The following is a 13,555-nucleotide window of genomic DNA, read 5'->3' as shown; positions in this document are numbered from 1 at the left end:
ACCGATTGAAGTGATCTGCCCGCGCTGCCGCTACACAGAAATCGCTTACCTGCCTTGCGAAAACTTCCCCCGCTGTCCCCGTTGCAATATTCCGATGTTAATTAATGAACTTCTCGATGAGGGGAAGTCCTACTAGGCCGCCTTGGCCATCTCACCCATACAGGAGGAAGCTCCATGAAAAGGTTGACCCTGTTGTGCTGCACTCTCTTTGCTTTAGCCGGTCTCTTCGTGTCAGTTGCCACGGCAGCAGATACCCTTGACGAGATCAAAGCCCGCGGTGTGTTACGTGTCGGTATGGAACCGGGCTATATGCCCTTTGAGCTGGTCAACCAGAAAGGGGAGATCATCGGCTTTGATGTCGATATGGCCAAACGCATGGCCAAAGCTCTGGGCGTCAAGCTTGAACTCGTCAGCACCGCCTGGGACGGGATTATCCCCTCACTCATCACCGGCAAGTTCGACGTCATCATGAGCGGTATGACCGTGACCGAAGAACGCGCCCAGACCGTCGACTTTGCCAATCCCTATATCATCATCGGCCAGACCGCACTGATCCGCAAAGATCTCGCCAAAAAGATCCAGTCCTATAAAGATCTGAATACTGCCGAATACAAAATTTCCAGCAAACTCGGCACCACCGGGGAATTCGCCGCCAAAGAGATGATCCCCAAGGCGAAATATTTCTCCTACGAAACCGAACACGAAGCCTTGATGGAACTGGTGAACGGCAAGATTGACGCCTTTATCTACGATGCCCCCTACAATGCTGTTGCCTTTGCCGAAAAAGGCCAGGGGAAATTGATCTTCCTTGACAAACCGTTCACTGAAGAGCCTTTAGGATGGGCCGTGCGCAAGGGCAACCCCCAATTTGTCGCCTGGCTCAATGACTTTCTGGTCAAGAGCAAAGCCGATGGCAGCTACGACAAGATTTACAAGAAATGGTTTAAAGATACCTCCTGGCTGAAAGAAAAAGGCAAATAACAAGGCCACCATACTGACAACCGGCACCCCGCGTTTTGCAAGGGGGTGCCGGTTGTATCTTCTTTAACATCAGGGAATCGACACCTTGCATTCAACCAGCAAAGACAACTGGAAATGGCAGCTTCTCCTCGCCGGTATCCTTATCTGCATCGTTGCCAGCATGGTGGTCGCGACCAAACGGGTCGACTACACCTGGCACTGGGAACGCGTCCCCGGCTATTTCTTTTATTATTCTGAAGAGTTGGAGAAAGCCCCCTTTGATGGTCTGGTGACCGCGATCACGCAGCAAGGGGAACTGAGTACCGTTACTGTCAAAGCGGAAGACGGCGAGTTATTCTCGATAGAGGTCGAAACGGCGGGCGTCAAGGTAAAGACCGGCGAAGAGCTCTTTGAAGGGGACATCCTCGGCAGCAATCCCGGTTGGCATGTCGGCCCGTTGGTCAAGGGACTGTGGACGACGATCTGGATCTCTTTCCTGTCCGGTATCCTCGGCATGATTCTCGGCCTGGTCACCGGTTTATGCCGCGTCAGTAAAAATCCGACCCTGCGCGGCCTGTCGATCACTTACATCGAGATCGTCCGCGGCACCCCCCTGCTGGTGCAAATCTTTATCTTCTACTTCTTTGTCGGCACTGTCCTCAACCTCGACCGTCTCGTCGCCGGAGTCTGCGCCCTGGCGATCTTCTCCGGCGCTTATGTCGCCGAGATCATCCGCGCCGGCATTCAGTCGATCCCGAAAGGGCAGAGCGAAGCAGCTCGGTCGCTGGGGATGAATTCCTTTCAGACCATGGTCTACATCGTCCTGCCGCAAGCCTTCAAGCGGACGCTGCCGCCGTTGGCCGGACAATTTATCAGTCTGATTAAAGACTCCTCTCTGGTCTCGGTCATCGCCATCACTGACCTGAGCAAAGCCGGGCGCGAAGTTATCACCTCTTCCTTTGCCACCTTCGAAGTCTGGTTTGTCGTGGCCGCCCTTTATCTGGCCGTCACCTCGGTCTTGTCACAACTCATCTTCTGGGTCGAGAGGAGGCTGTCGGTCAGTGATTAAGACTTCTCATGTCCTTAAAATCTTTAGCGGCCGGGGTCAGACTGTTCGCGCTGTCGATGATGTCAGCACTGAAATCGCCCGCGGCGAAGTCGTCGTCATCATCGGCCCCTCGGGTTCGGGGAAGTCGACCTTCCTGCGCTGCCTGAACGGGCTGGAAGAGTTCGATGCCGGGAACATCATCATCGACGGAGTCGATCTGGCTGATCGCAAGACCGATATCAATCTGGTGCGTCGCGAGGTCGGCATGGTCTTCCAGCAGTTCAACCTCTTTCCACACAAAACCGTTTTGGAAAATATCACCCTGGCGCAGACCACCGTCCGCAAGCGTTCGCCGGTCGAGGCCGAGACTAAGGGGCGCGCCCTCCTCGCCAAGGTCGGGATTGCCGAAAAAGAGGCCGAATACCCATCCCGCCTTTCCGGCGGACAGCAACAGCGGGTAGCAATCGCCCGGGCCCTGGCCATGGATCCCAAAGTCATTCTCTTTGACGAACCGACCAGCGCCCTCGACCCGGAGATGGTCGGCGAAGTCCTCGATGTCATGAAGCAGCTCGCCCGCGAAGGGATGACCATGGTCGTCGTCACCCACGAAATGGGCTTTGCCCGGGAAGTCGCCGACCGGATTCTCTTTATGGATCAGGGGCGCATCGTTGAAGAAGGGACACCTGAGACCTTTTTTACCGCTCCGAAGGAAGAACGGACCAAACTCTTTCTCCATCAGATCCTTTAAAATGATCCGGCACACCTGACCCGAACGGGGCGCTGCCTAAGACAGCGCCCCGTTTCTTTTCGCAGGAAAGATTCATGATAACTTTGCCTCCAACTCCCCGCCGTATTGCTTTCGGCGTTTTTTGTGTCAGTGTACCGATTCTGTCGTGGGGCATCTCCTTTGTCGTGATCAAGACAACCATGAGCGAAATCCCGCCCTTGACCCTGGCTTTTCTCCGTTTCTTTTTGGCATCACTGATCGTCTGGCCGTGGGCGAGCAAGGCAAAAACGTGGCGCAAGATCGCCAAAGAGGATCGTCTCCCCCTCTTTCTTCTCGGTTTTTTTGGTGTCACCACTTACTTTGCCTTCGAGAACTTCGGCCTCTTTTACACCAGCGCTTCGCACGGCGCCCTGATCATCGCCACCATCCCCCTGTGCACCGAACTCTACGGGATCATCCATCAACGCCTGCCGATCAAACCGATGCTGATTGCCGCCTCACTGACAGCTCTCGGCGGCGTCTTCCTCCTGGTCAGCAACGACGGAGCCGGCAGTACCGCTTCGACGACCGGCGATCTCCTCATCTTCGGCGCCGTCGCCAGCTGGGTTGCCTACAGCGCCTACGCTGATCGCTTACTCCATCGCTATCCGCACCTGTTGATCACAATGCTGATCATGGTGACCGGCGCTGTCACCCTCTTTCCCGGCGCCCTCCTTGAGTGGGTCCTTACCCCCTACCCCATGCCGTCATTGAACGCCTGGCTCGGGGTCGCTTTTCTGACGGTCTTCTGCTCGGTCCTCGGCTATCACTTCTGGAATCTTGCCATCAGCCATCTCGGGGTGACGATGACCAACAACTTCCTTTATGTCCTGCCGCTGATCGGTGTCAGCAGTGGCGTTCTCCTGCTGGATGAACCGCTCACCGGACAGATCGTCTGGGGCTCGATCCTGATCATCGGTGGTGTTATCTCAGCGCACTTTGCCGATAGCCGCCGGACAGTGTCATGACCCGGCAAAGCACCCTTTCTACCCTTGGAGCAGGAGCTGTTGCCGCCTGGCCGATCTGCCTGGGCTACATCCCCATCGGCCTCGCCCTTGGCGTCCTCGCCCGTCAGACGGGATTTTCTCCCCTCGATATCGGTTTGATGTCCCTCTGCGTCTTTGCCGGCAGCGCCCAGTTTATCGCCGTGGCGATGATCGGCCAGGGAGCAGCCCCGGCGGCGATCATCCTCACCACCCTGATCGTCAACTTTCGCCATCTCCTGATGAGTTCGGCACTGGCTGTCCACCTACGCGGTTCTTCGCGAAGATTTCTTTTCCTCTTCGGCTATGGGATCACCGACGAAAGCTTTGCTCTCAACATGGTTCGCTTTCGGAGCGACTGGGACCCCTGGCGGGCTCTGGCTCTTAACCAGGTGGCCAACGCCACCTGGATCGTTTCGACGATCATCGGCGCCTTGGCCGGCAGTCTCATCCCCGCCGGTGCTTACGGCATTGACTTTGCTCTACCGGCGATGTTTATCGCCCTCCTCGTCACCCAACTGCAAAGCCGTCTCCATATAATCACTGCCGTGCTTGCCCTCAGTGTCAGCACTCTTTGGGCCCTCCTCCTCCCCGGCAACAGTTATGCCCTGGCTGCGGCAATCATTGCCGCCAGCGGCGGATTTCTGTTGAAACGTTTGGGGAAAAAGAGCTGGGGGTTGGGATGAACTACTCTGACTATTTGTGGCTTCTTTTCGGGATGGGGATCGTCACTTACCTGCCGCGCGTTTTGCCACTGGTGCTCCTCGCCGATCGCAACCTTCCTGCCGGGCTCCGCGATTGGCTGAGCCTGATTCCGGTCGCCATCCTCGCCGCCCTGCTGGCGCCGGGATTACTGCTCGACAGCAGCACCCGGACCCTGTCTCTGGGTAAGCCGGAACTCTTCGCCGCCATCCCCACCCTCCTTCTGGCCCTGCGCACCAGATCACTTGGAATGTCCGTTATCTTCGGCATGGGATTCTATTGGCTCATCCAGCACTGGATTTAATCGTGATGAAAGCCACTTGTCATCAATGTGACGACTTGTGAGCACCACACAAAAAAACGTCGCTGCAACCGGTAATAATCATGCCGGACACAGCGACGTCGTAATTTTCCCTTCAGCTAGATCAGTTTTCGGTCAGACAGTGGGTTTCGTAGTCGTCTTCAAGGGAACGTAAATGCCGGGCTTCATCATTCGCCATCCGGGTAAAGATCGCCGCCATCGGTGCTCCGTCGCAGGCGCTTGCCATGCTCAGATAAAAATCGAGAGAGATTTTTTCGAGATGGATAGCGTAGGCAAGAGCTTCACGTGCATCGGCATCCGGACGTAAGGTCTTTTGCGCCAGGAGGTAATCAAGATCCATTGTCGGCACCGGATGGTCAAAGTGCAGGTGGTCGATCGTCCCTTCGACCAGCGCCTTTTCGAGTTGATACTTATGATCAAGCTCGTCGAGGGCGGCGTCCCTGAGGATCATCTTCGTCTCCGGCCGCTGGCAGCTGCGCAGAGCCGCAAGATAATGGCGGAAGCCGCTTTCCTCCATCGCCACTGCCATCTCCAGGGCCGCTTCAAAAGTAAAACAGACATCGGGACTGTTCATGATCTTCTCCTTCCATGACTTTAATAGATGACAATATAGCCATGTTTTCCGGCAATCGCGCTGATTTCAAGAACATCGTCAATCTGGTAAGCCGAGCCATCGAGGACAAATTCATAGCCCCCCTCCGGTTTCGGCTTCGCCAAGTCGATGAGATATTCAAAACTGGCGGTCTTGATCGTCTCCATAGTGACTCCCTGCAAACATTTCTTTAAAAGGTTAGCACACGAATCGACCGCCGTCTAACGGTTGCGAATACGCGGGTCGGCAAAAGCATAACAAAGATCCGCGAGAAGATTGCCAATCAGGGTGAGGATGGCCCCCATCACCAGGATCCCCATAATCAGAGGGTAGTCGCGCATCATTACCCCGTCGTAAAAGAGCTTGCCCATGCCGGGGATGGCGAAGATTGTTTCAAAGATGACACTCCCGCCGATGAGTCCCGGCACCGATAGCCCGAGAATGGTAATCACCGGCAACAGGGCATTCCGCAGCGCATGACGATAGATCACAGTCTGCTCTGAAAGGCCCTTGGCGCGGGCAGTGAGGATGTAATCCTGGCGGATGACTTCCAGCATATTCGAGCGCATGTAGCGCGAGAAGCCGGCAAGACCGCCAAAGGTCGAGATAAAGACCGGCAGAATGAGATGGCGGCCGAGATCCATGACTTTACCGACAGAACTCAAGGAGTCGTAGTCCAGAGACTTGAGCCCGGCAATCGGCAAGACTCCAAGGCGCACCCCGAAAAAGTCCATGAGGAGCAGCGCCAGCCAGAAGGAGGGGGCGGCAAAGCCGATAAAGACCAGAATTGTCGTCATGCGGTCAAAGAGAGAACCGCGATGTGTTGCTGAATAGATGCCGATGGGTATGGCGGTAGCGAGGATGGCGACGATCGACAGAAGATTGATACTGATGGTGATCGGCAGCCGTTCGACAATTTTGTCCAGAACCGGACGCCGATCCTGCGAAAAGGAGTTGCCGAAATCGAGACGGACAAAGCGCCCCAGCCATTCGCCATACTGAACCACCAACGGCTTATCGAGACCATACTGGTCGCGCAGGCGATTCCGCAGTTCAGTGCTTACCTCGGGGTTGAGCTGGGTCTGCATGTCGGTCGGCTCGCCCGGCGCGAGATGGATCACCACAAAGGAGATCAAGGTAATCCCGATCAACAGGGGGATCATCATTAAAAACCGCCGGGCCAGATAATTCAGCATAAAGGGCTGTCACTTCCAGGGAGAATCGTTATAGGGGCGACACAAGATCTCAACTATTGAGCGTATTTCCATTCATCTTTCGGCACATGCCACTTAATGAAATCATGCATGATCCCTGCGGCCGCCGGCTCTATCCCTTTAAAGCGGGCCGCAACCACCGGCAGCGCATCCGGAACATAAAGGAAGGTATAGGGCTGTTCTTCAGCAAGAATTTCCTGAAAACGATCGTAATATTTCTTCCGCTGCGCTTCGTCCAGGGTTTCCCGCCCCTTTTCGAGGAGCGTATCGACTTCCGCATTCTTGAAACCGATAAAGTTCAACTCGCCGGGCCGGGTCTTGCTCGAATGCCAGACGTTATAACTGTCGGGATCGATCGGCACGCTCCAGCCGAGGATCGTCGCCTCGAACTTGCCGGGGTTGATAAACTCTTTGAGGAAGGAGGCCCACTCGATCACGCGGATTTTGACATCGACGCCGACATCGTGCAGGCGCCGCTGGATAATCTCGGCGCTCTTGATCCGGGCTTCATTCCCCTGATTGGTGACGATGGTGAAGGCCAGGGGCCGGCCATCCTTGTCGACAATGCCGTCGCCGTTACGATCGCTCCAGCCGGCTTCAGCCAATAGTTTTTTTGCTTGCGTCGGGTCGAAGGGATATTTTTTAACGTTCGGATTATTTGGCCAGGTGCCGGGCTTATAGGGACCGGTCGCTTCCTGACCGAGACCGAGGAGGACACCATCGATCAGTTCTTGCTTGTTGATCGCGAACGAAAGAGCTTGCCGGACCCGTTTGTCTTGAAAGAGCGGATTCTTGAGATTGTAGCCGAGATAAGTGTAAGCAAAGGACGGATAGCGGTATTTACTGAATTGACGCTTGAAGGTCGCGGTATCGGTCTGCCGGGCATACTGAATCGGTGTCAACCCCATCTGGTCAACCCCCCCGGCCTGAAGTTCGAGAAACATCGTCGATTCGTCGGGGATCACCCGATAAACGACCCGATCGATATAGGGAGCTCCTTCCCAATAATCGCGGTTCGCTTCGAGGACCATCTTCTCACCGCGCTTCCACTCTTTAAAACGATAAGGACCGGTGCCGACCGGGGCACTTGCCAGCGGACTCTTGCTGAGATCCTGACCGGCAAGAAGGTGACGGGGATGAATCGAGAAGCCCCAGCTGATCAGCGCCGAGGCGAGCGGCTTGGCATACTGGACCCGAAAGGTCAGGGGATCAAGGACTTCTGCCCTGGTCACGAGTTTATAGCGATCGGCATAAGCCGTTGGCACCAGAGGATCGACTAGGAGCTGGTAGGTAAAGAGGACGTCATCGGCGGTAAAGGGGGTGCCATCGTGCCACTTCACTCCCGGCCGCAGATGAAAGGTGATCGTCAGATTATCGGGGGAGATCTCCCACGACTTTGCCAACTCTCCTTCAAGCTTCAGATTCTTGTCGTAACGGACCAGGCCGTTATAAACAAGTTCACTCACTTCCGAAGAAGCGCTGTCCGAGGAAAGGACCGGCAGCAGATTGCTGGCGTCGCCGATCATCCCCGAGATCATGGTATCGCCATGCACCGGCGGGGCTGCGGGCTGGTTGGCACTCGGCGGCATCACCGCGCTTTCCTGGCGATTACAGGCCGAAAAGAATACAGTGCCGAGGAGCAGGAACAAAATCAAAAACCGCTGCATGGATAAAACTCCTAATAACGAGACCAACAGACCTGCAACCGCACAGATGACTACGGCAGACTTTGCACTTTCATCCCGGCCGGGATCTTTAAAACAAAATTGTGCGGCGGGATCGGCACATTAATGACGCTATCGCTAAAAGTCATGGTGGCGACGACCTGACGCTCCGGCATGCTGACCCGCAGTTTTTGCGGAAAGCCCTCCGATCGTGCATCGAATCCTGAATAATCGGCCTGTAACTGTAAACGTTCCCCCAAAAAATAGGCCGCCTGCAATAAATTCCCGGCAGCATCGAAGGTAAAATGCTGCACGACGCCGCCGGCGGCTACCAGGACGAGACGATCACCGGCAGCAACGCGAAAGACGGATGATTCTTCGAAGGGGAAGCGCGGCGGAGCCATCAGGATCATGCCGACAAGATCTTCGACGCGCAAAGGCATATGGGTGTAGCGGGCAATATTGGCGACGCTGGCGCTCCCTTGAGCGAAAGTTCCTTGCAGCGGCTGGTAGACCGAGAGATGATCCTGATCGGCACTGAGACTCATCACCGGGGTGGCAAAGGGGCCAAACAGGATTTCACTGCGGAGTTGGGCAGGACGCTGCACAAAGAGGACCTGGCTGGCGGAAAAAGACTCACTGCCGGTGACGACTTCGATCCGGGCTGAGGACTGCAAAGACTGGTAACGACTGGTAACCTCGTCAAGATGAGCCAGGAGCTGGCTATCATTCCTGGAAGGTATAGGCAGCTCCGGCGGCAGGGGACGGGCACAACCGAAGAGCAAGAGGAAAAGGAGGGAAAGACCGATTTTTATGCGTCTTAATAACATCTTTGTATTATTTCTCATTCATCGGCAAAAGAGCCTTTAATTTATCGCGCAGAGTCACATTGTCTGGTTGCAGGGCGAGACTGCGCTGGTAAAAGATAATAGCCTCTTTATCAGCTTTTACAGCATGGAGCGCATCGCCGTAATGTTCGAGAATAATTGGGTCATCCTCTCCCTTTTCAACGGCTTGCGCTAAAAATTTCCGGGCGTTGTCGAAATCGCCCCGGACAAAATAGACCCAACCCAAAGTGTCAAGAATATGCACTTCAGCTTTCAGGGCCAAGGCCCGTTGGGCCAAAAGAAGCGCCTCATCAAGATTTTCCCGTTTTTCGGCATAATAGTAGGCAAGAAAATTGAGCGCCTCGGCGTGGTTCGAATCAAGATCTATCGCCCGCCGCATCTCGGTAAGTGCTGTTTCGAATTGTTGGTGCCGTTCAAAAAAAAGCCCGAGGCGATAAGCTGCTTCTGCATTATCAATAAAACGCGCGCGGATTTTATAGAGCGTTTCCAAAGCCTGATCGCCCTGACCGCTCATTTCGTAAAGAGAAGCAAGATAAAAATAGATCTCCGGGGAAGCCTCAACACGGGTCAGCCGCTCTTCCAGTATTTCTGTCGCCTCATCAAGACGCTGCAGTTTATGCAAAATTATAGCGCGATGCATCAGGGCATCGTTATAAATCGCGGCCGCCGCCGAGACCGCTTCAAAATGGTGCAAGGCCTGAAGCATCTCCCCTTGCCCCTCGTAGGCAGTGCCAAGATAAAACCGGACCTCGTCAAGCTCGGGAGCAGATTCGATAAGGGATTTGAAGGCCAAAATGGCTGAGGGATAGTCCTTACGTTCCAAATAAATCAGCCCGATTTTACGGCGGGCTTCCAGATCTCCGGGATTATGAAACAGGATATCGCCAAATTCAGCCAGAGCCGAAGCAAGATCGTTCTTCTCAATATAAAGACGGGCAAGATGATGGCGGACGGCCATATTTTCTGGATTCAGATTGACGGCTATCCGGTAGTAAGCGATGGCGCTATCCCATTCCTGGCGACTTTCAAAAAGCGCCCCCAGTTCAAGAGTTGGAGTGTCAAGTTCGGGCTCACGTTGGGCAATGCGGTGGAGGATCGCCTCTGCCGCCGGAAAATCCCCCTTTTCTCGATAGATGCGTGCCAACATCAACTCAGCCACCGGATACTCTGGTTTGCGCTCTAGCATTTCGCTAAGAACCGTTACAGCACGGTCAAGATCTCCACTTTTAATAATGGCGAGAACGAGGTGAAACGCTCCTGCTTCCTGATCGGGATCAACATCGTAAGCGCGTTGGAAATAAGTGATAGCTGCAGGAAAATCCTCCCTCTCAAAATGATAATTACCTAGAAAAATAAGGAGATCCGCATCCTGAGGGGCGGACAAAAGCGCCGCCTCTACGACGCGAAGAGCTGCGTCCTCTTCACCGGCACGGAACAAAGCCTCGGCCTGCGTCAGGATCAGGACGGAATTCCCCGGTTCAGCGGCAGCCGCTTTTGCAAAGAGCTGCGCTGCCACGGCATAATCCCCATCATCAAAGCGCAAGTGTCCCTCGATAAACGCCCGGTAAATAAGGGCGTCTGCCGGGAGCTTTATCTGCGCAGGAACCTCGGGAGGTGCGGGCAGCGCCTGACAGGCAGAAAGAAAAAGAAGACAACTGAGAGCAACAAAGAGAACGGGCATCAAACCCCCAAAAAATTAAGTACAAACCATAACATGACAAGAAAAAGGCGTCAATTCTTGCTGCTATTCCAGGTGGCAGGCCAAACCCTTTGCACCAAAGTTATTACGCTCGGCTCTTATCTGCTGAAGCTCATCACAAAAATCACGATAATATTCTTCACCCTCAAGAAAACGGATAATGGTGAAACCCATTCCCCCTTTGTAGTTACGGAGTAACGCTGGAGGAACTTTCTTTGCCCACCGGACCTTAACCACTATTCTGACCAGGAGTTCTTGCTGCAGATTCAACTCGACGACTAATTCCTGCCCGGGGCCATAAACAGCTCCTGTCTTGATAAAAAGACCGAAATGGGAGAGATCTTCCGTAAATCCGGAAACACTCGCAATACCGACACCAAACTTTACCGGCAACCTCTTGGGATGACGATAATTACAACGTTTCTCAGCCACAAGCACTCTCCTCTCTCATATCAACATTAAAACCCCCGACAGCAAGGACCTCTCGCCATTCACAGGCCGTCACTTCCTGCACAGAAAGGCGATTCCCCCGTTTCAAGACCGCCATGGCCCCCAGCAAGGGGTGTGCAGTTAACATATTGCGCGTCAAGGGAACGGGTAACGCCGCAACGGCCTGAACATCGACCATATACCAGATCGGCGCCGCATCCGTTGCCCGCGGATCAAAGTGCTCATTTTCGGGATCACGGGCGGTAAAATCCGGATATCCTCCCCGGACCACGCGCGCCACACCGACAATCGCCGGTTCGGGAATATTACTGTGATAAAAGAGGACGCCGTCCCCGACCTTGATCTCATCGCGCAGAAAATTGCGTGCCTGAAAGTTGCGGACACCATCCCAATGCTCAACACCGTTCGGACGTGCCTGTAAATCAGCAAAGGAGAAACAGGAGGGTTCGGACTTCAGCAACCAGAACCGTTGCTTTACGCCCTGCGTGGGAACTGTCAATGCAATAGCCTCTTTTCCCGATTTTTGATCTGCGTCAATGAATGCGCCATCATAATTAGTTATTGTCCCATTGCAAAGAAGAAAAAATCATGGATACTTAACCAGTCAACGTAATCTTTCCACCCACAGCAAAGGAGATCAATCAATGTTTTGTTATCAATGTGAACAGACAGCACAGGGGACAGGCTGTACGAAAATCGGCGTTTGCGGCAAACAACCGGATGTCGCCGCCCTTCAGGATCTGCTCGTCCATCAGCTCAAAGGGATCGGTTTCTGGGGGAATCTCGCGCGCAAAAACGGCGCCAAGGATGCGGAGATCGATCGCTTCCTCCTGGAAGGACTCTTCACGACTGTGACCAATGTCGACTTCGATGCTGAAGCGATTGCGAAAATTCTCCGTAGAGGTGCAGCGCTTCGCTCCAAAGCCCAGGCCTTGGCCGGTCCTTACTCCGGAGCAGTGCCTGATGCGGCCAGCTTCACCCTGGCAGCTGATACCTCTGCGATGGTCAACCAGGCCGAAGCCTGTTCCATCGCCAATGTTCATGCTGACCTCGATATCAAATCGATGCGCGAGCTGATCATCTACGGGCTTAAAGGGATGGCCGCCTATGCCGACCACGCATTAATTCTGGGCCTTGAAGATGAGTCGATCTACGCCTATATGCACAAAGCTCTCGCCGCCACCCTCGATGACTCTTTGGGGCTCATGGATCTGGTCGGCCTGGCCATGGAATGCGGTCAGGTCAACCTGACCTGCATGGGCCTTCTCGATGCTGCCAACACCGGCGCCTATGGCCACCCGGTCCCGACCCCGGTCCAACTCGGCACCAAGGCCGGCAAAGCCATTCTTGTCTCGGGGCACGACCTGAAAATGCTCGAAGAACTCCTCAAGCAGAGCGAAGGCAAAGGGATCAACATCTACACCCACGGTGAAATGCTCCCGGCACACGGCTATCCCGGCCTGAAAAAATACGCGCACCTCGCCGGTAACTTTGGCGGCGCCTGGCAGGATCAAGCCAAAGAATTCAGCGAGTTCCCCGGTGCAATTATCTTTAACACCAACTGCATCCAACGCCCCAGTGACAGCTACAAAGACCGCCTCTTCACCTGGGGATTGGTCCAGTGGCCTGACGTTGCCCACGTAGATGGCTGGGATTTCTCGGCGGTCATCACCAAGGCTCAGTCCCTCCCCGGCTTTAGTGACAACCCCGGCAAAGAGATCCTCGTCGGTTTCGGTCACAATGCTGTCCTTGGCGTTGCCGGTCAGGTCATCGATGCGGTGAAGGCCGGTCAGATCAAGCACTTCTTTCTCATCGGCGGGTGCGACGGCGCCAAGAGCGGCCGTAACTACTACACCGAGTTCGCCGAGAAAGTACCGAAAGATTGCGTCATCCTCACCCTCGCCTGCGGGAAGTATCGTTTCAACAAGCTCGACTTCGGCGATATCGGCGGTATTCCGCGTCTCCTCGATGTCGGCCAGTGTAACGATGCCTACAGTGCCATCCAGATCGCTGTCGCCCTCGCCGGTGCCTTCAAATGCGGTGTGAACGATCTGCCGCTGTCGATGATCCTGTCCTGGTACGAGCAGAAGGCGGTCGTTATCCTCCTCACCCTCCTCCACCTCGGCATCAAGAATATTAAACTCGGGCCGTCCCTCCCGGCCTTCATTTCGCCGAATGTCCTTAACTTCCTGGTTGAAAACTTCAACATTGCACCGATTACCACCGCTGAAGCCGACCTCAAACAGATCCTCGGTTAAGCGCTGCTTCTGCAAGTAATCACGCCGCCAGCGACTATTTTCGCTGGCG

General features: G+C 54.7%; 15 protein-coding genes. 7 read left to right on the top strand and 8 right to left on the bottom strand.

Features of this window, described 5'->3' with window-relative positions; all coding sequences use genetic code 11:
• The first annotated feature begins 174 nt into the window (after window positions 1–174).
• The 6 genes from CVU69_01535 (at window position 175) to CVU69_01510 (ending at window position 4,763) form a co-directional block, all read left to right on the top strand.
• Entirely contained in the window at window positions 175–981 is an 807-nt protein-coding gene (locus tag CVU69_01535; protein ID PKN13384.1) for an amino acid ABC transporter substrate-binding protein, read from the top strand.
• Window positions 982–1,141: 160 nt separating this feature from the next.
• Complete coding sequence (locus tag CVU69_01530; GenBank protein PKN13583.1) at window positions 1,142–2,029, top strand: ABC transporter permease; 888 nt, start codon at window positions 1,142–1,144, stop codon at window positions 2,027–2,029.
• On the top strand, window positions 2,022–2,756 hold the full coding sequence (locus tag CVU69_01525; GenBank protein PKN13383.1) for a peptide ABC transporter ATP-binding protein: 735 nt from the start codon (window positions 2,022–2,024) through the stop codon (window positions 2,754–2,756). The genes CVU69_01530 and CVU69_01525 overlap by 8 nt, the downstream gene beginning before the upstream one ends.
• Before the next feature lie 74 nt (window positions 2,757–2,830).
• Complete coding sequence (locus CVU69_01520) at window positions 2,831–3,742, top strand: hypothetical protein (GenBank protein ID PKN13382.1); 912 nt, start codon at window positions 2,831–2,833, stop codon at window positions 3,740–3,742.
• Window positions 3,739–4,443, top strand: coding sequence for a branched-chain amino acid ABC transporter permease (locus CVU69_01515; GenBank protein PKN13381.1), 705 nt, complete (start codon window positions 3,739–3,741; stop codon window positions 4,441–4,443). The genes CVU69_01520 and CVU69_01515 overlap by 4 nt, the downstream gene beginning before the upstream one ends.
• The gene (locus CVU69_01510; protein ID PKN13380.1) at window positions 4,440–4,763 is read left to right on the top strand and encodes an AzlD domain-containing protein; all 324 of its coding nucleotides are present in this window, start codon (window positions 4,440–4,442) and stop codon (window positions 4,761–4,763) included. Before CVU69_01515 ends, CVU69_01510 begins: the two co-directional genes overlap by 4 nt.
• A gap of 121 nt (window positions 4,764–4,884) precedes the next feature.
• On the opposite strand, the gene CVU69_01505 is transcribed toward CVU69_01510, so the two are convergent.
• The 8 genes from CVU69_01505 to CVU69_01470 all read right to left on the bottom strand — a co-directional run bounded on the left by CVU69_01505 (window position 4,885) and on the right by CVU69_01470 (window position 11,747).
• Entirely contained in the window at window positions 4,885–5,355 is a 471-nt protein-coding gene (locus CVU69_01505) for a ferritin (GenBank protein PKN13379.1), read from the bottom strand.
• 20 nt (window positions 5,356–5,375) lie between these two features.
• Window positions 5,376–5,540: a hypothetical protein gene (locus CVU69_01500; GenBank protein PKN13378.1), complete on the bottom strand. Its 165-nt coding sequence runs from the start codon at window positions 5,538–5,540 to the stop codon at window positions 5,376–5,378.
• A gap of 54 nt (window positions 5,541–5,594) precedes the next feature.
• On the bottom strand, window positions 5,595–6,569 hold the full coding sequence (locus CVU69_01495) for a diguanylate cyclase (protein ID PKN13377.1): 975 nt from the start codon (window positions 6,567–6,569) through the stop codon (window positions 5,595–5,597).
• Window positions 6,570–6,622: 53 nt separating this feature from the next.
• Complete coding sequence (locus CVU69_01490; GenBank protein ID PKN13582.1) at window positions 6,623–8,176, bottom strand: peptide-binding protein; 1,554 nt, start codon at window positions 8,174–8,176, stop codon at window positions 6,623–6,625.
• A 128-nt stretch (window positions 8,177–8,304) separates the two neighbouring features.
• Window positions 8,305–9,099 (bottom strand): hypothetical protein, encoded by a 795-nt coding sequence (locus CVU69_01485; protein PKN13376.1) that lies wholly within the window; start codon window positions 9,097–9,099, stop codon window positions 8,305–8,307.
• Window positions 9,089–10,780 carry a hypothetical protein gene (locus CVU69_01480; GenBank protein ID PKN13375.1) on the bottom strand — a complete coding sequence of 564 codons (1,692 nt, stop codon included), beginning with the start codon at window positions 10,778–10,780 and terminating at the stop codon, window positions 9,089–9,091. Before CVU69_01480 ends, CVU69_01485 begins: the two co-directional genes overlap by 11 nt.
• Before the next feature lie 63 nt (window positions 10,781–10,843).
• A complete protein-coding gene (locus CVU69_01475) occupies window positions 10,844–11,230 on the bottom strand; it encodes a pilus assembly protein PilZ (GenBank protein ID PKN13374.1) in 387 nt (128 codons plus the stop codon).
• The gene (locus CVU69_01470) at window positions 11,223–11,747 is read right to left on the bottom strand and encodes an EVE domain-containing protein (GenBank protein ID PKN13373.1); all 525 of its coding nucleotides are present in this window, start codon (window positions 11,745–11,747) and stop codon (window positions 11,223–11,225) included. Before CVU69_01470 ends, CVU69_01475 begins: the two co-directional genes overlap by 8 nt.
• A 145-nt stretch (window positions 11,748–11,892) precedes the next feature.
• Here CVU69_01470 and CVU69_01465 point away from each other — a divergent pair, with 145 nt between their 5' ends.
• Window positions 11,893–13,506 (top strand): hydroxylamine reductase, encoded by a 1,614-nt coding sequence (locus tag CVU69_01465; protein PKN13372.1) that lies wholly within the window; start codon window positions 11,893–11,895, stop codon window positions 13,504–13,506.
• The last annotated feature ends 49 nt before the right edge of the window (window positions 13,507–13,555 follow it).

This window comes from Deltaproteobacteria bacterium HGW-Deltaproteobacteria-4, from assembly GCA_002841765.1.
Lineage (GTDB): Bacteria > Desulfobacterota > Desulfuromonadia > Desulfuromonadales > UBA2197 > UBA2197.
Note: the sequence above shows the minus strand (reverse complement) of the source record. Positions and strands in the feature narration are given on the sequence as shown.